This window comes from Silvimonas sp. JCM 19000 (genome assembly GCF_054652575.1).
In genome coordinates this window covers 48,287-70,048 of sequence record NZ_BAAIHC010000016.1, presented here as the reverse complement: position 1 = coordinate 70,048, position 21,762 = coordinate 48,287, and the positions used below count along the sequence as shown (strand labels likewise).

At 59.6% G+C, this 21,762-nt stretch carries 18 protein-coding genes; 10 read left to right on the top strand and 8 right to left on the bottom strand.

Annotated features, from left to right (window positions below):
* Nucleotides 1–70 precede the first annotated feature (70 nt).
* Nucleotides 71–1,219, bottom strand: a complete 1,149-nt coding sequence (locus ACYQ1A_RS14640; protein ID WP_499363185.1) for a PilT/PilU family type 4a pilus ATPase — start codon at nt 1,217–1,219, stop codon at nt 71–73.
* Between the two features lie 88 nt (nt 1,220–1,307).
* Nucleotides 1,308–2,972 carry a long-chain-fatty-acid--CoA ligase FadD gene (gene fadD, locus ACYQ1A_RS14635; protein ID WP_499363131.1) on the bottom strand — a complete coding sequence of 555 codons (1,665 nt, stop codon included), beginning with the start codon at nt 2,970–2,972 and terminating at the stop codon, nt 1,308–1,310.
* A 544-nt stretch (nt 2,973–3,516) separates the two neighbouring features.
* On the opposite strand from fadD, the gene rimP reads away from it, so the two are divergent.
* The 9 genes from rimP (at nt 3,517) to ACYQ1A_RS14590 (ending at nt 14,302) form a co-directional block, all read left to right on the top strand.
* Nucleotides 3,517–3,945, top strand: a complete 429-nt coding sequence (rimP, locus tag ACYQ1A_RS14630; RefSeq protein WP_062222232.1) for a ribosome maturation factor RimP — start codon at nt 3,517–3,519, stop codon at nt 3,943–3,945.
* Between the two features lie 120 nt (nt 3,946–4,065).
* Entirely contained in the window at nt 4,066–5,538 is a 1,473-nt protein-coding gene (gene nusA, locus ACYQ1A_RS14625) for a transcription termination factor NusA (RefSeq protein WP_499363129.1), read from the top strand.
* A gap of 15 nt (nt 5,539–5,553) precedes the next feature.
* Complete coding sequence (gene infB, locus ACYQ1A_RS14620; RefSeq protein WP_499363128.1) at nt 5,554–8,355, top strand: translation initiation factor IF-2; 2,802 nt, start codon at nt 5,554–5,556, stop codon at nt 8,353–8,355.
* A 131-nt stretch (nt 8,356–8,486) separates the two neighbouring features.
* Complete coding sequence (gene rbfA / locus ACYQ1A_RS14615; RefSeq protein ID WP_499363127.1) at nt 8,487–8,912, top strand: 30S ribosome-binding factor RbfA; 426 nt, start codon at nt 8,487–8,489, stop codon at nt 8,910–8,912.
* Nucleotides 8,913–8,921: 9 nt separating this feature from the next.
* Nucleotides 8,922–9,836 carry a tRNA pseudouridine(55) synthase TruB gene (gene truB / locus ACYQ1A_RS14610; RefSeq protein WP_499363125.1) on the top strand — a complete coding sequence of 305 codons (915 nt, stop codon included), beginning with the start codon at nt 8,922–8,924 and terminating at the stop codon, nt 9,834–9,836.
* A gap of 126 nt (nt 9,837–9,962) precedes the next feature.
* Nucleotides 9,963–10,232, top strand: a complete 270-nt coding sequence (rpsO, locus tag ACYQ1A_RS14605; protein WP_053937794.1) for a 30S ribosomal protein S15 — start codon at nt 9,963–9,965, stop codon at nt 10,230–10,232.
* A gap of 337 nt (nt 10,233–10,569) precedes the next feature.
* A complete protein-coding gene (gene pnp / locus ACYQ1A_RS14600; protein ID WP_499363123.1) occupies nt 10,570–12,711 on the top strand; it encodes a polyribonucleotide nucleotidyltransferase in 2,142 nt (713 codons plus the stop codon).
* 94 nt (nt 12,712–12,805) lie between these two features.
* Complete coding sequence (locus tag ACYQ1A_RS14595; RefSeq protein ID WP_499363121.1) at nt 12,806–13,786, top strand: NAD(P)H-quinone oxidoreductase; 981 nt, start codon at nt 12,806–12,808, stop codon at nt 13,784–13,786.
* A gap of 183 nt (nt 13,787–13,969) precedes the next feature.
* Nucleotides 13,970–14,302: a DUF2325 domain-containing protein gene (locus tag ACYQ1A_RS14590; RefSeq protein WP_053937796.1), complete on the top strand. Its 333-nt coding sequence runs from the start codon at nt 13,970–13,972 to the stop codon at nt 14,300–14,302.
* Between the two features lie 47 nt (nt 14,303–14,349).
* Here ACYQ1A_RS14590 and ACYQ1A_RS14585 read toward each other — a convergent pair whose 3' ends face one another.
* Nucleotides 14,350–14,997: a TetR/AcrR family transcriptional regulator gene (locus ACYQ1A_RS14585; protein WP_499363119.1), complete on the bottom strand. Its 648-nt coding sequence runs from the start codon at nt 14,995–14,997 to the stop codon at nt 14,350–14,352.
* A 263-nt stretch (nt 14,998–15,260) separates the two neighbouring features.
* On the opposite strand from ACYQ1A_RS14585, the gene ACYQ1A_RS14580 reads away from it, so the two are divergent.
* A complete protein-coding gene (locus ACYQ1A_RS14580; protein WP_499363117.1) occupies nt 15,261–15,845 on the top strand; it encodes a DUF308 domain-containing protein in 585 nt (194 codons plus the stop codon).
* A 77-nt stretch (nt 15,846–15,922) separates the two neighbouring features.
* Here the strand turns inward: ACYQ1A_RS14580 and pelG are convergent, their stop codons facing one another.
* The 5 genes from pelG to ACYQ1A_RS14555 are packed head-to-tail and all read right to left on the bottom strand — an operon-like array spanning nt 15,923 to nt 21,751.
* The gene (pelG, locus tag ACYQ1A_RS14575) at nt 15,923–17,293 is read right to left on the bottom strand and encodes an exopolysaccharide Pel transporter PelG (protein ID WP_499363115.1); all 1,371 of its coding nucleotides are present in this window, start codon (nt 17,291–17,293) and stop codon (nt 15,923–15,925) included.
* Complete coding sequence (gene pelF / locus ACYQ1A_RS14570) at nt 17,293–18,855, bottom strand: GT4 family glycosyltransferase PelF (RefSeq protein ID WP_499363113.1); 1,563 nt, start codon at nt 18,853–18,855, stop codon at nt 17,293–17,295. The genes pelG and pelF overlap by 1 nt, the downstream gene beginning before the upstream one ends.
* Nucleotides 18,852–19,883 (bottom strand): tetratricopeptide repeat protein, encoded by a 1,032-nt coding sequence (locus ACYQ1A_RS14565; RefSeq protein ID WP_499363111.1) that lies wholly within the window; start codon nt 19,881–19,883, stop codon nt 18,852–18,854. Before ACYQ1A_RS14565 ends, pelF begins: the two co-directional genes overlap by 4 nt.
* Nucleotides 19,867–21,183 (bottom strand): PelD GGDEF domain-containing protein, encoded by a 1,317-nt coding sequence (locus tag ACYQ1A_RS14560; RefSeq protein WP_499363109.1) that lies wholly within the window; start codon nt 21,181–21,183, stop codon nt 19,867–19,869. The genes ACYQ1A_RS14565 and ACYQ1A_RS14560 overlap by 17 nt, the downstream gene beginning before the upstream one ends.
* The gene (locus ACYQ1A_RS14555) at nt 21,167–21,751 is read right to left on the bottom strand and encodes a hypothetical protein (protein WP_499363107.1); all 585 of its coding nucleotides are present in this window, start codon (nt 21,749–21,751) and stop codon (nt 21,167–21,169) included. The genes ACYQ1A_RS14560 and ACYQ1A_RS14555 overlap by 17 nt, the downstream gene beginning before the upstream one ends.
* Nucleotides 21,752–21,762 lie beyond the last annotated feature (11 nt).

Below are 21,762 nucleotides of genomic sequence, written 5' to 3'. Positions count from 1 at the left end.
GTGATGTTCTCTTCATATAAGCAAAAGGGCCGCAAAGGCGGCCCGGTTTCTGGCGCTGTCGCAGCGTGGATCAGTGCAGCGAAATATCAAAATCCAGATTGTCGGCGGCCGGCGCGCTGGCCGTGCGCGTGGGCGCGGCGGCGGGTTGCGCTTGTTCCTGCTCTTCGACGCTTTGCGCGTTGTTCACCATCCACGACAGGTTGGTGGCGGAATCGGCATTGCGCAAGGCTTCGTCCAGTTCGACTTCGCCCGAACGATACAGGCGGTACAGCGCTTGTTCAAAGGTTTGTGAGCCTTCGGACAGCGTTTGTTCCATCGCATCCTTGATGTCCGACAAGGCGCCGGTGCGAATCAGCTCGGCCACGCGCGGCGTGTTCAGCATGATCTCGACTGCTGGCACCAGTTTGCCGGCCTTGTTGCGCACCAGTCGTTGCGAAACAATGGCGCGCAGGGCGGTGGACATGTCGTACAACAGGCTTTCGCGTGCTTCTTGCGGAAAGAAGTTCACGATGCGCGAGAGCGAATGATAACTGTTGTTGGCGTGCAGAGTAGTAATACAAAGGTGGCCGGCTTGCGCGTACTGGATGGCGTAGGTCATGGTTTCGCGGTCACGCACTTCGCCGATCATCAATACATCCGGTGCCTCACGCATGGCGTTCTTCAGTGCGTCGCCATAGCTATGCGTATCGACACCGACTTCGCGCTGATTGACCAGGCTCTTTTTGTGTGTGTACAAAAACTCGATCGGGTCTTCCAGCGTCAGGATGTGGCCGGGATGGTTTTCGTTGCGATGGTCCAGCATGGCCGACACGGTGGACGATTTGCCACTGCCGGTGGCGCCCACCACCAGAATGATGCCGCGCTTTTCCATCACCAGATCTTTCAGCAGCGTGGGCACGCGCAACTCTTCGAGCGTGGCAGCCTTTTGCTTGATAAAGCGCGCCACCATGGCGACATGGCCGCGGCTTTTAAAGACGTTGATCCGCAGATTGCCCAGACCTTCCAGCGCCATGCCGAAGTTAAGCTCAAGGTCTTCTTCAAAGCGCGCGATGCGCTGCGGGGTCAGAATCTGATAAATAAGTTGCTTGACGTGATCCGGGCCCAGCACCTGGTTGTTGACCGGGTAGCACACGCCCTGGATCTTGATGGTGATGGGGGAGTTGGCGGACAGAAACAGATCAGAAGCCTGGCGCTCGGCCATCAGCTTGAAAAAAGGCATCAGATTCACGGCATTGATCTCCCGCTGAAGGTGTGAGCCCATTCAGCGCTAAACAGGGCTGCAACCGGTGCGGCTGCAGCCCCGGCCGTTATTGATGATCGCGCAATTCGCGGCGCAGTATCTTGCCCACATTCGACTTGGGCAAGGCGTCGCGGAATTCAACCTTGCGCGGCACTTTGTAATTGGTCAACTGTTCGCGGCAATAGGCAATCAGCGCGGCTTCAGTCAAGGTCGGGTCTTTACGCACCACAAAAATCTTGACCGCTTCACCGGATTTATCATCCGGTACGCCTACGCAGGCCACTTCCAGCACACCCGGATGCCGCGCCACCACGTCTTCGACTTCGTTCGGGTACACATTGAAGCCGGACACCAGCACCATGTCTTTCTTGCGATCCGCAATGCGGAAGAAACCGGTCGGCGACATGATCGCCACGTCACCGGTGGCAAGGAAACCGTCGGCGCCGATGACCTTGGCGGTCTCATCGGCGCGTTGCCAGTAACCCTTCATCACTTGCGGGCCCTTGATAAACAATTCGCCCGCGCTACCCGGTGGCTGCACGCTACCGTCTTCGCCACGGATCTGCGCGTCGGTGGACGGCACAGGCAAGCCGATCATGCCATTGTATTCACGCAGCGTCATCGGGTTGATCATGGCCGCAGGCGAGGTTTCGGTCAGGCCATAAGCCTCTACCAGCGTGACGCCAGTGACTTTTTTCCACTTGTCGGCGACGGGCTGCTGTACCGCCATACCGCCGCCAAGTGTCAGTTTCCAGCTACTGAAATCCAGTTTCAGAAAATCGGGATGATTGACCAGCGCATTAAATAGCGTGTTGACGCCGGTAATCGCCGTTACCGGATATTTGCTCAGCTCCTTGATAAAGCCGGGGATATCACGCGGATTGGTGATCAACAGATTGGTGGCGCCGATCTTGGTAAAGATCATGCCGTTCGCGGTGAGCGAAAAGATGTGATACAGCGGCAGGGCGGTCACGATCAGCTCGCGGCCATCCGCCACCACACCACCGATCCAGGCATGCGCTTGCTGCATGTTGGCGACGATATTGCGGTGGGTCAGCATGGCGCCCTTGGCCACGCCGGTGGTGCCGCCGGTGTATTGCAGAAACGCCAGATCATCCAGCGTCAGATTAACCGGTGCCAGTGTCTGGGCGCGGCCGTCTGCCAGCGCATGGTTAAAGCTGACCGCACCGGGCAAGCTATAGCCCGGCACCATCTTCTTCACATATTTGATAACGGCGTTGACCAGCAAGCGCTTGGGAAAGCCCAGCATGTCGCCGATTTCGCTCACGATCACGTGTTTGACTGCGGTCTTGCTGATGCATTTATCCAGCGTGTGGGCAAAGTTGGCGACGATCACGATGGCCTCGGCGCCGGAATCCTTGAGCTGATGCTCCAGTTCACGCGGTGTGTACAGCGGGTTGATGTTGACCACCACCATGCCCGCTTTCAGGATGCCGAACAGCGCTACCGGGTATTGCAGCAGGTTGGGCATCATGATGCCCACGCGCGCACCGCGGCTTAAGCGCAGCGTTTGCTGCAGATAGGCCGCGAACGCGGTCGAGAGCTGGTCCAGCTCTTGATACGTGATGGCCTTGCCCATATTGATAAACGCGTCGCGGTCGGCATATTTAGCGACGGTCTGCTTCATCACATCCGGAATCGAGGTAAATTCGGCCGGGTTGATCTCGTGCGGCACGCCAGCGGGGTAGCTGGCAAACCAGGGGCGCTCCATGCTCTCTCCTTAATGCGAGGCGCTACGTGGCACCTCGACTTCAATAGCGCGTAACTCTAGTGATGTAATGCGCGGGTCACAAGGTGAGCCTGCCCTGGTGTGACGCGCTGTGCACAATGCTGTAGCAGGGTGCTTGCGCGCGCTGTAACCGGGGTGGCCAGCGGGTTGGGGTTAATTCCTTGTGCGATCAAGTACATGGCGCAAAGTGCCGGGGTAGCGGGTTGATCCGGCTTGCCCGGGCCTCACGATGGTGCGTGGCAAGCGGCCCGCAGCGCCTGGTGGCGCTGATTTTTGCCCGGATAACATCGCGGCCCGGTCTTGTTATTCATGACGCCGTCACGGCGCCTTGCGTGCTGAGCTGCAAGCCAGAGTTTCGCCAAAGTCTTGTTTCTGATAGAATCCGGTCTATCCCCTAGCGGTGTGTTTTACGTTCTGGTGCCCAAACGGCATCGCACGTGCCGCAACAACAAGGGAGTGCTTGAAATGGGCGCTGTTGTAGCAGCCCATTTTTTGTTTGCGAAAAGGATTTTGCACTTTTATGGCAGTGAACCTGCAAAGCGTGGTTGAAGCGACAGTCCCGGGTCTGGGTTACGAGGTGGTCGATCTCGAACTGGGCCAGAACGGTCTGGTGCGCTTGTTCATCGACAAGCCGGGTGGCATCACCGTGGAAGATTGCGCCACGGTCAGCAACCATTTGACGCGCTTGTTCATGGTAGAAAACATCGGCTACGACCGCCTTGAGGTGTCGTCGCCCGGTCTTGATCGCGCCATCAAGACGCCCGCTGATTTCGCCCGTTTTGCGGGTGAAATGGTGCGCGTCAAGATGCGCATGCCCTTGCCGGACAAGCGCAAACGCTTTGTCGGCAAACTGGTAGGCCTGGAAGACAACAAGGTAGTGGTAGACGTAGACGGTGAGCGCTTGACGATCGAGCAGGCGCACATCGACAAGGTACGCCTGGAGCCGCAATTCTGATTGAGAGACAGAACGCGGCTACAGATGGTTTTCGGGATGAATGCGGGCGTCGCCCGTGTGCCCGGGTAAATACAAAAAAGCATTACAGCTGGCCGGGTTTTTGCCGAGGGATATTAGACAATGAGCCGTGAAATTCTGCTGCTGGTCGACGCGCTGGCACGCGAAAAAAATGTAGAGAAAGACGTCGTGTTCACCGCGCTGGAGCTGGCGCTCGCGTCTGCAACCAAAAAGCGTTACGACGACGAAGTGGATGTCCGCGTTGCCATTGATCGCGATACCGGCGATTACCGCAGCTTCCGCGTCTGGACGGTGGTTGAAGACAATGACCACGAAGAACCGTCGCGTCAGATCGCCATCACCGATGCGCCTGAGTATGACAAGGCGTTGCAACTGGGTGATACGTGGGAAGAAGAACTCGAGCCGATCGAGTTTGGCCGCATTGGCGCGCAAACCGCCAAGCAGGTCATCCTGCAAAAGATCCGCGACGCTGAGCGCGAACAGAACCTGAACGATTTCCTGCAACGTCGCGAGCATATCGTGTCGGGCAGTATCAAACGCATTGAACGCGGTAGCGCGATCATCGAACTGGGCAAGCTTGAAGCAATTCTGCCGCGCGACCAGATGATCCCCAAAGAAAACCTGCGCGTGGGTGACCGCGTGCGTGCTTTCCTGCTGCGCATTGATCGCATGGGCCGTGGCCCGCAACTGGTGTTGAGCCGGATTGCGCCGCAGTTCATGGAAAAACTGTTTGAAATGGAAGTTCCGGAAATCGAGAACAACCTGATCGAACTGAAAGGCGTGGCGCGTGACCCTGGTATGCGCGCCAAGATCGCGGTCAAGTCCAACGACCCGCGTGTTGATCCGCAAGGCACATGTATTGGTGTGCGTGGTACCCGCGTTAACGCGGTGACCAACGAACTGGCTGGTGAGCGTGTCGACATCGTGTTGTGGTCGGCTGATCCGGCGCAGTTTGTGATTGGCGCGCTGAGCCCGGCGGACGTGAGCTCCATCGTCGTAGACGAAGACAGCCACGCCATGGACGTGATCGTTGACGAAGACAACCTGGCCATGGCCATCGGCCGCGGCGGTCAGAACGTGAAACTGGCGTCTGAACTGACCGGCTGGAAGCTCAACATCATGACCGTGAACGAAGCTGAAGTGAAACACGAAGCCGAGTTCTCGAAAGTGCGCGAGCTGTTCGTCAAGGCACTGGACGTAGACGAAGATGTAGCCGACGTGCTGGTGCAGGAAGGTTTCAACACGCTGGAAGAAGTGGCCTATGTGCCGCTGAACGAAATGCTCGAGATCGAGGCGTTTGACGAAGACACCGTGAACGAGTTGCGTGCCCGTGCCCGCGATGCGCTGCTGACGCAAGCCATTGCCCGCGAAGAAAAACTGGAACACCAATCGGAAGACCTGCGCGATCTGCAAGGCATGTCGGCCGAACTGGCAACCAAACTGGCTGAGCATGACATCCATACCCGTGACGACCTGGCAGAACTGGCCGTCGACGAGCTGGTAGAAATGATCGGCATCGGTGAAGACGATGCCAAACAGCTGATTATGAAGGCCCGCGAGCATTGGTTCGCATAAGGCGGGAGGAAATGCATGAGTGAACTGAAAGTCAGTCAATTCGCGGCAGAACTGAAGATGCCGCCGCAAGAGCTGCTGGAGCAATTGCGCGCGGCAGGTGTGGTCAAGCACAACGAATCCGATTCGGTAACGGCCGAGGACAAGACGCGTCTGCTGGACCACTTGCAACGCAAGCATGGTGCTGGCGCGGACAAGCCCAAGATCACGCTGACGCGTAAAGAAACAACTGAAATCCGCAAGACCGACGCAACCGGCAAAGCCAAGACCATTCAGGTTGAAGTGCGCAAGAAGCGTGTGGTGGTAACGCCCGAAGGCGGCGCTGCGCCGGAACGTGCCGAGGTGTACTCGGGCGCGGCCAGCAACAGCAATGCCGGTAGCAACGGCGCACCGATCGTGAACGAATCTGAACTGGCCGCGCGTGAGCAAGAAGCACGGCGCCAGAACGAACTGTTTGCGCGCCAGGCGGCCGAGATGCAAGCCAAGCACAATCGTGATGGTGGCGTGCGTAAAGACGACGCCGTGGCTGTGGCCGAAACCGTTGCCGCGCCTGCTGTGGCCGAACAAGCCGCCGTGGCTGCACCGGCTCCGGCCGTCGCTGCGGTGGCTGTGGCTGAAGTCGCTGCCGCTCCGGCGCCGACGCCAGTGGCTGCTCCGGCACCGGTGGCGCAAGCCGCTGCGCCGACGCCTGCTCCTGCGCCAGCCCCGGTTCGCGCTGCCGCACCTGCTCCGGCCCCGGCTTCGGCTGGCGCGTCCGAGCATGACGGTGGCCGTCCGCGTATCGGTATGCGCGTTGAACTGCGCAAGCCGCGTAACGAGCCGCTGCGTGCGCCGGAACCTGCCAAAGCGGCAGCCCCGGCCCCGGCCCCTGTCGCCAAACCTGCTGACAAGAAGAAAGCAGAGAAGGGCGCGTGGGAAGACGACAAGCGCGGTGGCAAGAAAGGTCTGCGTACCAAAGGCGGCGACGCTGGCGGTAATGACTGGAAATCGCGCAAGTCCGGCGGTCGCAACAAGCAACAACAAGACAACAACGCTCACGCCTTCCAGGCGCCGACCGAGCCGATCAGCCGTACGGTTGACGTGCCCGAAACCATCAGCGTGGCCGATCTGGCGCACAAGATGGCCGTCAAGGGCGTTGAAGTGGTCAAGGCCCTGATGAAGATGGGCATGATGGTGACCATCAACCAGGTGCTGGACCAGGAAACCGCCATGATCGTGGTGGAAGAAATGGGCCATGCGCCGGTGGCTGCCAAGCATGACGATCCGGAAATCTATCTGGGCGACGACAGCAAGGCGGGCGAGCACGAAGTACTGCCGCGCGCACCGGTCGTTACCGTGATGGGTCACGTCGATCACGGCAAGACCTCGCTGCTGGATTACATCCGTCGCGCCAAAGTGGCGGCGGGCGAAGCCGGTGGCATTACGCAGCACATTGGCGCATACCACGTCGAGACCGAGAAGGGCGTTATTACCTTCCTGGATACCCCGGGCCACGAGGCGTTTACCGCCATGCGTGCTCGCGGCGCCTCGGCCACCGATATTGTGGTGCTGGTGGTGGCAGCCGATGACGGCGTAATGCCGCAAACCATTGAAGCGGTTCACCACGCCAAAGCGGCCGGTGTTCCGATCGTGGTTGCGGTCAACAAGATCGACAAGCAAGGCGCAAACCCCGAGCGCATCCGCCAGGAACTGGTGGCGCAAGAGGTGGTGCCGGAAGACTGGGGTGGCGATACCCAGTTCATCGAAGTCTCGGCCAAACAAGGCACGGGCATCGACGAACTGCTCGACGCCATCCTGCTGCAAGCCGAAGTGCTGGAACTGACCGCCCCGATCGATGCGCCTGCCAAGGGCATCATCATCGAAGCGCGTCTGGATAAAGGCCGCGGCGCTGTGGCCACCATGCTGGTGCAAAGCGGTACCCTGAAGAAGGGCGACGTGCTGCTGGCTGGCGGCGTGTATGGCCGTATTCGCGCCATGCTCGACGAGAACGGCAAGCAGATCAACGAAGCTGGCCCGTCGATTCCGGTCGAAATTCTGGGTCTGTCCGAAGTGCCGAGCGCCGGTGAAGACGCCATGGTGCTGGCCGATGAGAAGAAGGCGCGTGAAATCGCCTTGTTCCGTCAAGGCAAGTTCCGCGACGTCAAGTTTGCCAAGCAACAAGCCACCAAGCTCGAAAACATGTTCGCGCAGATGGCCGAAGGCGAAGTGCAAAACCTGCCTATCGTCATCAAGAGCGATGTGCAGGGTTCGCTGGAAGCGCTGTCCAGCTCGCTGCTCAAGCTGTCCACTTCCGAAGTGCGTGTGCAGATCCTGCACTCGGGCGTCGGTGGTATCAGCGAATCGGACATCAACCTGGCACTGGCTTCGAAGGCCGTCGTGGTGGGCTTTAACGTCCGCGCCGATGCAGCCGCACGCAAGCTGGCCGAGGCTGAAGGCGTCGACATCCGTTACTACAACATCATTTATGACGTTGTGGACGATGTGAAGGCGGCGCTGTCGGGCATGCTGGCGCCGGAAAAACGCGAACAGATCATCGGTCTGGTCGAAATCCGCCAGGTCTTCGTGATTTCGAAGGTCGGTTCGATTGCCGGTTGTTATGTGCTTGACGGTACGGTTAAACGCGGTGCCGGCGTGCGCCTGCTGCGTAACAACGTGGTGGTGCATCAGGGCGAGCTCGAAACGCTCAAGCGCTTCAAGGATGACGTTAAAGAGGTCAAGGCCGGCTACGAGTGCGGCTTGCAACTCAAGAACTACAACGACATCCAGGAAGGCGATCAGCTGGAAGTGTTCGAAATCGTCGAAGTGGCACGTACGCTGTAATACCAGGTATCCCGGCCGCCACGAGGTGGTGGTCGGCCGGGACACCGGCGGCGCAGGACCAGACCGGTTCTGCGCCTTTTTGCATTCTGGCAGGCTGCGCATCACCTCGAGCGCGGCGGGTAGACCCCATCATGGCTAAACAAGCAAAACATTTTTCACGCTCGGACCGCGTGGCGCAGCAATTGCAGCGCGATACCGCCGAGCTGATCCGCGCTGAGCTGGATCATCCCAAAGCATCGCTGATCACCATTACCGACGTCGAAGTAACGCGCGATTATTCGCACGCCAAAATCTTCTACACCTTCCTTGGCACGCCGGAAGACGCCAAGTCGATCGCCGAAAAGCTGGAAGCCGCCAAAGGCTTTATCCGCAGCCAGCTGGCGCGCGGCATTTCGCTGTTCAAGATGCCGGAGCTGCATTTTGAATACGATCACTCGGTAGAGCGCGGCATGGCGCTGGACAGCCTGATCCAGCAAGCGGTCAGCACCTCGGCCCCGCTGGATGACGACGAAGCCGCGGCAGAAGACCACGACGCTGAACCCAAGCAAGAAGGCTAAGCCGGGCGCATGGCAAAACGTAAAATCGACGGCGTGTTGCTGCTGGACAAGCCGTTTGGCTGGTCCAGCAATAACATTCTGCAAAAAGTGCGCTGGTTGTTTCAGGCCGAGAAAGCCGGCCACACCGGCGTACTTGATCCTTTCGCCACTGGCCTGTTGCCGCTATGTTTTGGCGAGGCCACCAAGTTTGCGCAACGCATGCTGGATGCCGACAAGGGCTATCGCGCCACCATCCAGTTAGGCCAGGTGTCGACCACGCTGGACGGCGAGGGCGGCATTAGCCGCAGCGGCGCGGTGACGTGCGGCCGCGCGCAGATCGAAGCGGTGCTGCAGCAATACACCGGCCCCATCGAACAAATCCCGCCGATGCACTCTGCGCTCAAGTTCGAAGGCAAAGCGCTATATGAATACGCGCGCGAAGGCATCGAGATCGAGCGCAAGATTCGCCACGTCACGATTTATCAGATTGATATCGTCAGTTTCGAGGCCGATGTGCTAGTGATCGACGTGGCCTGCAGCAAGGGCACTTACATCCGCACGCTGGCCGACGACATTGGCCGCACCTTGGGTTGCGGCGCTTATCTGGCCGGTTTGCGCCGTACCCAGACTGCCGGTTTCAAACTGGCGGAAGCGGTGACGCTGGACGAGCTGATCGAAATGGACATGCCCGCGCGCGAAGCCTTGTTGCTGCAGCCCGACACGCTGTTGCAAGACCTGCCGGCCATTACGCTGGATGCCGCCGAAACCGAGCGCATGCTGCACGGCATGAGCGTGGCGCGCAGCAGCGCCTGGCCAGTCTCCGCCAGTGGTTTGCGGCTTTACGGCACCTTGGCAAATGGGCATAATGGCGCGTTCATCGGTTTGGGCGAAGTGGCATCCGATGATGTGCTGCGGCCCAAACGTCTGCTGGCAATCCCTGGCTAAACCCGCTGGGGATGACGCTGGTAAATGGAGCAAGGCGCGGGGTGCGATGAAAGCTCTGCCTTGCTTGTCCAGTCGAACGACATCGTGTTGATGTCCAGACTGATTTAATCGGAATCGGAGTTCCAAATGACTGTATCTGTTACGCAAAAAGCCGAAATCGTCGGCCAGTTCCAACGCGCCGCTGGCGACACCGGCAGCCCTGAAGTTCAAGTGGCCCTGTTGACCGCCCGCATCAACGATCTGACCCCCCACTTCAAAGCCAACGCCAAGGATCACCACTCCCGCCGCGGCCTGCTGAAAATGGTTTCCCGCCGTCGTCGCCTGCTGGATTACCTCAAGCGCACCAACGTCGAAAGCTACCGCGAACTGATCGCCAAGCTGGGTCTGCGTAAGTAATCTCATAAGAAGTCGCAGTGAAAACTGCGACTTTTTTGTTTTTCAGTACGCTGAAAAGCAATCGCATCGAGCACCTGACATCCCTGTCTGGTGCTCATCGTGTTTTTAGCCCTCCCTCGTCAAATTGCAGTTCCGGCGGCGAGGAGTGGTGTTGGACTGTGCTGGAACTGGCGGTCATGGACAGGGTCATGAAACTGGCGCCACGCGCCCCCTTGTCCCGGATGGATTCCGAACGGCGTCGAACACAACGCGTCGGCTTCTGTCTCCCGGCCTGACCGCAGCGGCAATCGCACGCGCTTGTGGCCGAAAAGCGCATTACTGAAAAGGATAGCAATCCGTGTTCAATAAAATCTCCAAGTCTTTCCAATACGGCCGCCATACCGTGACGCTGGAAACGGGCGAAATCGCTCGCCAGGCCTCCGGTGCGGTTCTGGTTTCCATGGACGATACCGTTGTGCTGGTCACCGTTGTGGCTGCGCGCGGCGTCAAACCCGGCCAGGATTTCTTCCCCCTGACCGTTGATTATCAAGAACGTACTTACGCCGCCGGTAAAATCCCGGGTGGCTTCTTCAAGCGCGAAGGCCGTCCTTCGGAAAAAGAAATTCTGACCAGCCGCCTGATCGATCGTCCGATCCGTCCGCTGTTCCCGGAAGGCTTTTTCAACGAAATCCAGATCATCGCCACCGTGGTGTCGCTGGATCCGCAAATTGATTCCGATATCCCCGCCATGATCGGCGCCTCCGCTGCGCTGGCGATTTCCGGCGTGCCGTTCCAGGGCCCGATCGGCGCTGCACGCGTGGGTTACGCCAACGGCCAGTACCTGCTGAACCCGACCAAAGAAGAGCTGGCTACCAGCGAACTCGACCTTGTCGTCGCCGGTACCGAAAAAGCCGTGCTGATGGTTGAATCCGAAGCCAAAGAGCTGTCGGAAGAAGTGATGCTGGGCGCCGTGGTGTTTGGCCATGACGAAATGCAGAAAGCCATCGCCGCCATCAACGCGCTGGCCGATGAAGTGAACCCCGAACTGTTTGACTGGAACGAGCCCGTCCGTGACGAAGCGCTCGAAGGCCAGATCAAGCAAATCGCCGGCGAAGCCATCGCTCAAGCCTTCCGCATTCCGCAAAAGCAAGCGCGTACCGTCAAGCTCAACGAAGCCTGGGATCTGGTGAAAACCGCCCTGATCAACGAAGACACCGATACGCTGCAAGCCAACAAGATCCGCGGCATTTTCCATGACATGGAAGCCAAGATCGTGCGTAACCAGATTCTGGACGGTTTCCCGCGTATCGACGGCCGCGACACCCGCACCGTGCGTCCGATTACCGTGCGCACCAGCGTGCTGCCGCGTACCCACGGTTCGGCACTGTTTACCCGTGGCGAAACCCAGGGTCTGGTGGTCGCCACCCTCGGCACCAAGCTGGACGAGCAAAAGATTGATGCGCTGGCCGGCGAATACACCGACCGCTTCATGCTGCATTACAACTTCCCGCCGTACTCCACCGGTGAAACCGGCCGCGTGGGCACGCCCAAGCGCCGCGAAATCGGCCACGGCCGTCTGGCCAAGCGCGCGCTGATCGCCGTGCTGCCGAGCCCGGAAGACTTTGCCTACTCGATGCGCGTGGTTTCGGAAATCACCGAATCCAACGGTTCGTCCTCGATGGCTTCGGTGTGTGGCGGTTGCCTGGCACTGATGGACGCGGGCGTGCCGCTGAAGAACCACGTGGCCGGTATCGCCATGGGCCTGATCAAGGAAGGCAACCGCTTTGCGGTGCTGACCGACATCCTGGGCGACGAAGATCACCTCGGCGACATGGACTTCAAGGTTGCCGGTACTGATGCAGGCGTTACCGCACTGCAGATGGACATCAAGATCGACGGCATCACCAAGGAAATCATGAAGGTTGCGCTGGACCAGGCCCAAGCTGGCCGTCTGCACATCCTCGGCATCATGAAGAACGAAGTGGGCGGCGCGCGCGAAGAAGTCAGCGCACACGCTCCGCGTCTGTACACCATGAAGATCAATCCGGAAAAAATCCGTGACGTGATCGGCAAGGGTGGTTCGGTGATCCGCGCGCTGACCGAAGAAACCGGTACGCAAATCGACATCCAGGAAGACGGCACGATCACCATCGCGTCCGTATCTTCGGAAGGTGCTGACGAAGCCAAACGCCGCATCAGCGAAATTACCGCTGAAGTGGAAATCGGCAAGATCTACGAAGGCCCGGTCGTCAAGATTCTGGACAACAACGTCGGCGCCATTGTGTCGATCATGCCGGGCCGCGATGGTCTGGTGCACATCAGCCAGATCGCCAACGAACGCATCAAGAACGTGTCGGACTACCTGAAAGAAGGCCAGGTTGTACGCGTGAAGGCACTGGAACAAGACGACAAGGGCCGCGTGCGCCTGTCGATCAAGGCCGTGCTGAACGACGAAGCCACTGCTGCCCAGCAAGTGGCCGACGTACCGTCCGAAGGCTAAGCGCTAGTCGCAGTCAGTTGTAATGCAAAGGCCACGGAATTCCGTGGCCTTTTTGCATACAAAGCCATACCCAAACCAGAACGGAGTTATTGCCATGCCCCAGATGCGCGCAGTTACCCAAAGCCAACCCGGTGGCGTCGACACGCTGCAGATCACGCAAATCGAACGCCCCGAACCCGCCGCGCACCAATTGCTGGTGAAAGTGGCCGCCAGCGGCATCAACCGCGCCGATCTGGCCCAGCGCGAAGGCAACTATCCGCCGCCACCGGGCGAATCGCTGATCATGGGTATGGAAATCTCTGGCGTGGTCGAAAGCTTGGGCAGCGCGGTCGAAGGTTTTAGCGTCGGCCAGCGCGTGTTTGGTTTGATCGGCGGCGGTGGCTATGCCGAATATGCCTTGCTGGATGCACGGCTGGCGCTGCCCACGCCGGAACATCTGACCGATATCGACGCCGCCAGCCTGCCGGAAACCTGGATGACGGTGTGGTTTAACCTGGTGGAGCTGGGCCAGTTGCGCCAAGGCCAGCGCGTGCTGATCCATGCCGGTGCCAGCGGCATCGGCAGCGCTGGCATCCAGCTGTGCAAAAGCTATGGCGCGTGGGTGGCGGTTACCGCTGGTGGCCCGGATAAGTGCGCCTACTGCCGCGAACTGGGTGCCGATCTGGCCATTGATTACCACGATCAGCAATTTGAAGACGTGCTGAAGGAGTTGGGCGGCGTCGATCTGATTCTCGATACCGTGGGTGGCGACTATCTGCCGCGTAATCAGGCCTGCCTGAACGCCGACGGCCAGATCATCGTGATCGGCATGCTGCGCGGCCCGATGGCGCAGGCGAATATGGGTCAGTTGCTGGTTAAACGCCAGACTGTGCGCGGCAGTACGCTGCGCTCGCAGCCGATCGAAGCCAAAGCGCGCATCGTGCGTGGATTGCGCGAGCATGTATTACCGGGTCTGGACGCGGGCAGTTTGCGCGTGACCATCGACAAGACTTTTGCGGCAGAGGATGTGGCGCAAGCGCATCAGCACGTGGCAGACGGTGGCAATCGCGGCAAGGTGGTGCTGGTCTGGTCCTGACCTACCCACGCCTGCCACTGCGGCGTTTGCGGGTGGCAGGTACTTTCCCGGGGAAAAAAGTTCTGCAAGCCGCCGGTAAAAAATCTGCGTAAATCGTATTGATAACGGTTCTCATTTAAAATAAGATGCTCTCCATCCGCTGCGCAAGGCGTGGCTTTTTGATGCAAACCATGGAGAGCCACTATGCAAGCCTATCTCGTCGGCGCAGACACCCTCGGCAATATCCCGGACGTGCTTAATCAATACGGCATTGCCATTCATAAACACGTGTCAGGCCGCAATGCATCGCATCAACGTAAACCCGCCAGCCTGAAAGGCGTGGACCTGATCATCCTGTTTACTGATTTTCTGGGGCACAACGTGATGCGCCACTACCGCGAGATGGCACACGAAGAAAACATCCGCTTTGTGGCGTGTCGTCGCTCGGTGTGTGCCTTGTCGCAGAGTCTGGACAAAGTGTGTACCAAGCAATGTGAGACTTGTCCGGCGGCCACGGCCAACGGTCGCAAGCATTAATCATTGCAATTGCAGCGCGCGGGGGCAGGGCGGCGCTGCAAGGCCGCTCAGGCGTCGCGCGTCAACCGTTTGATCGCCATGGCCACCAGCGCTTCAAACATGCGCGGATCCGCCAGACCGCGTGCTGCCAGCATCGCCCCATATACCGCGGACATAAAAAACCGGGCCTCGATCAGCGCGCTGCCCTCCAGCTGAAACTGGCCCTTGGCCACACCACGCTCAAAGATGGATGCCAGCCAGGCATCCAGATCTTCAAAATGCCCCTGCACCTCAGCGGCCACCTCGGCCGGTATGCTGGGCAGCTCGGCCGCCAGCATGGCGCAGATGCAGAACGAGGACGTTCCCTTCTCGATGCAGTTGGTCCAATAGCCCACATAGGCCTGCAACGCGGCCGCCGGATCGGCCAACTGCCGGTCCAGCATCGCCAATCCCTCGCGCGCCTCGGCGCGATAGCGCGCCACCACCTCACGCACCAGTTCCGCCTTGGTCGGAAAATGATAATGAATGCTCGCCTTGCTGATTTGCACGCGGGCCGAAATATCTGCATAACTAAAGCTGTTGTACCCGCCTGCCTCTAGCAGTGACCGAGTCAGCGTCACGATTTCCGCGGCTTTCGGTGAAAGCTCTGCATACATAGCAAGATTGTTCCAGGTTGAATGGCCAACTATTCTACCAGTTGGTAGGTAATCGATCAAAGCGCACCTCCGCGCTAACAAGGCGGTGCGATTGTGCCGCCAGACGGCATATTGCAGTCTACCAACTAGTAGGCTAGCATTTGTTGCCTTGGCCGGTGGCTGGATAGAGGTGACGGTGCATTCGTCGCTGCCCCCTTGGCCTGCTGGATGTTTTAACCCGAGTTGTCCTTACCCCCACAAGCGCGCCGAGTTGCGGCTTGCTTACCTACCTACTGATAGATAATCGTCGCTCACGCGATGGCCCTGACCCCTGGAGAACCACCATGCAAGCTGCCACCACCAACGCCGCCGATCGTTCCCTCGACCGTTGGCTGCAGACCTATTATTTTCTGCGCACCGGCGTTTCCATCATCTGGATCGCGCTCGCCGTTATCGTGGGCAAACCCAATCCGGCCATCGGTGCGGCGCTGCTGGTCGCATACCCGGCGTGGGATGCGCTCGCCAATTATCTGGATGCCCGCAGCAATGGCGGCCTGGGCGTTAACCCGTCGCAGAAATTCAACCTGATCGTCAGCAGCGTCATCGCACTCGCGGTGTGCTGGGCGCTCAGCGTTGGCATGCCTGCCGTCATCACGGTCTTTGGTGCGTGGGCAATTTTTTCGGGATTGCTGCAGTTGGCAACCGGGGTGCGGCGCTGGAACACCGCCAGTGGTCAGTGGCCCATGCTGGTGAGCGGCGCTCAGTCCGCGCTGGCGGGTGGCTTTATGTTTTATCAGGCGCAGAGTGGCATCGCGCTGGACGTCACGACGGTGGCGCCGTACGCAGGATTCGGCGCGTTCTACTTTCTGATCGCGGCAATCTGGCTAACCGTCAAAAACGGTCGCCAACGTGCCGCGCTGGCGGGCTGAGCGGTTGCGCCACGCATTGCCCAACTTGCCCGCGGCCGGGCCCTGGCTTGCAGCAGAGATGCCAGCCGGGGCCTTGCTCACTGCAGCATAAAGGTCTCGTACTCCAGTTTGTCCAGGCGCGCGTTCAGGATCACCATGGCCACCACCACCACAATCAGCAGCGCGCAGGCAAAGCCCATGCCATACCAGCTGGGGCCCGCCCAGATCGACAGGCCGGTCAGCACGCCATTGCTCAGCACAAACAGTCCGGTCACCAGCAAGACTTCGCGGCGTTTATCCAGATAGAAAAAGATGTTCAGGATTGCCAATAGCGCTACCTGTAATCCCGCTGCCACCACATCGATATATAACAGCGGCAAATACAGCGGCGAAATCCCCAGCAACTTAAACACTTTATCGCCGAGCATAAACGCGACCAGCACGGCCAGGCCCTGGATTTTGATGATCTCGGCCAGGCCTTGCCGTATGGTGAATACCATTTCGTTGCGCAAGGTTTCGATCTGATCCAATGAGCCGCCATCGCGGATTGCGTCATAAAAGCGGTTGTAATACTCGACAAAATCCGTCTCGATGCGCACCAGAAACGCGGCCATGCCGGGAATGATCGAGAGATAGGCCAGAAAGATGGGAAAGTCATAAATGCTGGACGCGCGCAGCGGACCGATCACATGTTGGCTGGTCGATGGCGAATACCAGAAAATGGCTTTATCCAGCCAGATGGCCAGGTTGTAAAACAAGCCGGTCCAGAGCAGCGCGCGATACATGCGGTCTTTTTTAAGAAAATCAAAAGCCAGCAAATACTTTGACGGATAAGCGCGCAACACCAGAAACCACAGCCCGCACGCCAAAACGTAATGGCCGGTGACAAAACCACCCAGCAAGCCGTTCAGGCCGTAGGGGCGGAGCCATAAGGCAACGATGACGGTAACGCCATAGCCCAGCGCAAACAGCCACACAATGGCCAGATAACGCTTCATGCCGGACAAGAAAATCGCCGCAATCCAGATCAGGCACAACAGGATAAAACCGGTAAACATCAACAGCCGATACACCAGATCCAGCCCGGCAAATGCGGTAAAGAACAGCACGCCACCGATTACTGCCGCCACCAGCAAAGTAAACAATTGCGCCCCGAGAAAATTGGGCAAGACTTGTTCTTCGTGTTTATCAAACAAGCGATCGGCAATATAGCGAGTAAATGCCAATTGCAGTGGCCCGGTCACAATCAGGCTGGCGGCTAATAAATAGGTGACCGAGACCTGGAATTGCGCCACCGAAAATTGCGGCACCACCACCGTCAAACTTAAAAAGCCGATCAGTTGCACGCCGACGATGGACAATATCCACGGCCCGGCGCCAATCAGGCCGGCGTAGGTATACGCCTCCAGCAGGGCGAAATAATTATCGCGCTTGAGTATCTTGCGCAGCTCAAAACCTATCCCCGCCATCAGGCGATTACTCCAGCGGTATCGGGCATCTGCAATGCCTGTTGGTAAATCGATTGATATGCGCCAAACATATGCGCGTGCGTGTAATAACGCGTTACACGTTCCACGCCCGCAGTCTGTGCCGCAGTCCACGCGGCCGGGTCACCGAGCAGTTCGATGGCGGCATGGGCGAGGGCAGGGGCGTCGGCCACGCCCACCACGCGGCCAGCCGCGCCGATGGCCTGGTCTTCGGCATCCAGCCCGTAGATCAACTGCCGGCAAGAGCCGACATCGGTGGTAATCGAGGGCACGCCCGCCGCAAAGCCTTCCAGCACCACCAGCGGCAGCGCTTCGGAGATCGAGCTCAAGATCAGTACGCCCACTTTGGGCATCAGCTCGTTGATCTTCTGAAAACCGAGAAACTTCACTTTTTCGCTCAAGCCCAGGCTGGTTGCCAGATTGCGGCATTCCTCGGCGTATTCCGGTGACTCATCTTCCGGCCCGGCGATCCACGCTTCGGCGTGGGGCAACTGGTTCACCACCGTGCGCATGGCGCGAATAAACGTCTTGATGTCCTTGATCGGCACCACGCGGCCGATCAGACACAGCACTTGCGGGATTTCGGCTGGGCGCAGCTCGCGCAATGGCGCCAGGCGCGGCAAATCCACGCCATTGGGGATATTGATGGTGCGCTCGGCCGGTGCGCCGTCGGCAATCTGGCGCAGGCGGTTGTTTTCGTACAGCGCAATGATGTGGTCGGCCGAGTCGTAGCAAAGCTTGCCCAGCACCTCAAAAAAGCGGATCCACAGCGCGCGGAAATAGCTGATCTGCGTCACTTCGCGTTCAAACACATTGCGGTTATCGCGTATCCAGTCGCTCTGATACAGATCGATCTTGCGTTCTTTGGTGTAAATGCCGTGCTCGGATAACAACAGCGGGCGGCCGCTTTGCTGACGCAGCATAGCGCCCAGAAAGCCGGCGTAACCGGTGGAAACCGTGTGGTAAGCCCGCGCCCGCGGCAGGCCGCGCGCTAACGCCGCCAGCATCCAGATTGGCGTATGCATGGCGCGGATGGTCCAGAAATAATCGACGAACGAAGGGTCGGATGAGCGTGCGCGATATTGATCGCGGATCACCTTCCACGATTCTTCGCTGTACAGAAAATCGTCCTTGCTCAAGGTACCCGCCAGCAACTGGCCGATCATGCGGCGCACCGCATCGGGCTGGGTATCGGGGGCGTGCGGCGCCTGAAACGCGGCGTGGGCGTCGCGGACATTGGCGAACAGCGCCTTGTCCCCCGCGCGCGCAGCGGGACGCGCGTGCACGGTGCCGGGTTCTTGATCATGCAGATAATGTTCCGTCAGCCATTTGACGTTATCCGGAATGGCGTACTTCATTTCGTTGTAATCGCTGCGGCGGCTGCCCAGAAACACGATGCCAAAGGTCATGTGCGGGAACCCACGTATCATCTGGTTGACCCAGCTCGACACGCCGCCACTGACATAGGGAAACGTGCCTTCCAGCAACAGGCACACATCCACCTCGGGCGCGGTGGCCAGTTCGGCCAGCGTGCTGTTCTTCATGACGCCTTTCTCCAGTAACGCGCCACGGGCTGCAGCGTATCGTTCACGTGCAAAAAATGCAGGCTGTTCAGCAGCGCGCGCACCCCCTCAAAGTCGCGCTGGCGATAAGCATGTTCGGCCAGATACGGGATCAGTCGCACGATGGGAAAACCCAGCAAACTGGCCTGTTGATAGGCGTCGCGCGCCAGATCCGTTTCGCCGCGCGCAGCGTGCAGCTTGCCGCGCAGCATCCACAGATCGGCCTGATCGGGCTGCGCCGCCACGGCTTCTTCCAGATAACGCGCCGATTGCTCCAGCGCGTAGCGGCGCAGATCGCCCTGCGCCATGCCGTGGTAAATCTGTTCCCAGTACAAAAAGGCCAGCCGTTGCGCGGCGGCCGCGCGGGTATCTGCCGCAGCGTATTGCGTCAGCGCATCGTTGATCTGGGCATTGATGCGTTTTTCTTCCTGATCCAGCATGCCGTAGGCCAGCAGGCGCAGGTCTTCTTCCGGGTCGTCCAGCAAATCGCGCAACATATCGTTGGATAAGCGCTGCGGCATCGATTTGAGCGTCAGCAAGGCATTCAGGCGGATATTGCTGGGCGCCAGCGGATCAGCCAGCCGCGCGCGTACGCCGCCCACGCCATAACGCACTTCACGCTGCGCCGTGCGCAACGTGAATTCCGGCGCGGGCAGCACGCGAAAATAATCGGTGACCTCACGTCGTTCCGGCAGTTGCTGCGCCAGCGCGGCGGCAAAGGCCAGGCCGAGCGGGCCGATGGCGGGCAAGAACAGCGCCAGCGCCACCAGCAACAACAACACATGCCAACGTTCTTCTTCCCATTGCAGCAGCAGCCAGCGCCAGATCCAGCCCACCAACACCGCGCTCACCGTCACGTGCGCCACCGCCCATACCACCTGCATGCCGGGCGTTTCGGCTGCCAGCAAAGCCAGCAGCACCAGCACATCGGCCAGCGCCAGGCCCAACCACGGCAATTGGCCGATGACCGCCAGTGCGCGGCGTAAACCGCGTCTAGTTACGGTTGGCATTCAACACATCCTGTAACAGCAACCAGCCCGCTGGCTGCGACAGCTCAACGTGGCGCGTTTCGTAGCCTGCCTCAGCCAGGGTCAGCGCCAGTTGCTCGCGCAGCAAATGTTCGATACGCGCCAGATAGCCTTCCAGCGACACCAGCGTCGCCAGCGGCATCAAGGTCACCAGCAAGCGATTGCGCGTGGTGTCGATGGCCCAGACCTGGTCCAGCGCACGTTGGTGTTTGCGCACCAGTTCGAACGCGTCGCGCTGATGGCGGCCGGGATGGAAAATCTGCACCACGATCACGCTGGAAATGCCGGTCTCGCGCTGTACCCGTTGCAGATTGAATACCTCGTAGGCAAATTCACGCGGGCAATCCGGCATTACATCAAGCAAGGCGGCGGCACTGTCGCGCACCACGATTTGCTCGGTGTAATAGGCCGACAGCACTGACAGCATTTGCAGGTTGTCGTCGGTCAGGGCAAAGAAAGGCATTTGCTTGACCGCGAGCAAGCCCATCAACTGGCCCAGGCTGTTTTTCAGCGGCAGCGCCACCAGCAGTTTGCTGGGCGCGATATCGATGTTTTCGCTTTGCACATGGCACAGCTCGCGCCGGTCGAGCGCAAAACGGATCAGTGGATCATCCACCTGATAATCCATATCGCGGCCCACCAGCGCGACCGGGTCGGGCAGCAGCCGGTTTTTTTGCGCGGCAAAGATCACCGCGCCTTCGAGCTGACAGAACTCGGTCATGAAATCCAGAAACGGCTGCGCCGCCGACAGGCCTTCATGCGGCGGCAGGGTGGCCAACAGATCGCGCAATTTGGCCAGCGAGTCGCGCAGCGTTTGTGGCCGGCTGATCAGGTTCTGTTCCAGCCGCTCATGCGACAAGCGCAACAAGTGATAACGCCGCGCCAGCTGGTCCATACGTTGGTCCAGATACTGGTTGAGCTCTTGCACCCGGCGCTCACGCGTGTGCCACAAGCCGCTGAACTGGCCGCCGATAATCACCAGCATCAGGCCGCCAATAAAATACGCCGCGGGGGGAATGGGTGCGTCGCCCCAGACCGGCCACGCCGCCAGCAGCACACCGCCGCTGAGCAAACCGGGCAGCACGCCATAGCGCAATGCCACCAGCAAAGGCGCCAGCCACAGCCAGGGAAAGCCGTCGTGTCGGGTAAACGCGTCATCGGGATGCACCAGCAGCGCCAGTGCCAGGCCGATCACCGGCACCAGCAAGGCTTCGACCCATTGCCACCAGGTGCGGCGGCGAATGGCATATTGGCGCCAGGGCGTTTTACTGAGCAGGGGCACTGGTGCCTCGCGCAAGCGGCAGGTCGTCAATCAATTTGCTGATGAGCTTTTGCGCCACGGCCGAGAGCGCCTCACGCGAATAACCACTCTTGCCGCCGACGCCACTCCACACCACCTGGCCGGTTTGCAGATCCCACACCATCAGGCTGACGCCCACGGCCGGTTCGCCATCGACGCCCACCTTGTAACGCCATTCATCCACGCTGCCACCGACCGCGTAGCGGATGTGCTGCGCTTGCGCCCACTGGCGCGCCGCGTCCACGGCGGCCCGGTCATCGGCGGCCAGCATGCTGTCTTTGGCCAGGCTGGACGGGTACAGCTGCAACTGGGTCAGGCCGTGTTGCACCAGCAAAGGCTCGACGATGGATTCGGCGCGCAAGCCGGCCAGTGGGGTTTCAGTGCGGTTGAGCAAGGGCAACATCGCCCATTTTTCGGCCGCAGGCAGCGCGGGCGTGCTGTTGCCACTGGTGCTCGTGACCGCGCAAGCGCTCAGGCCCAGCAGGGCAGCCGCGCCCACGCTGGCTGCAAGCCGGCGCCAGACGCCGCGATAAGAACTGGATGTGTGCATAAAAATTGCCC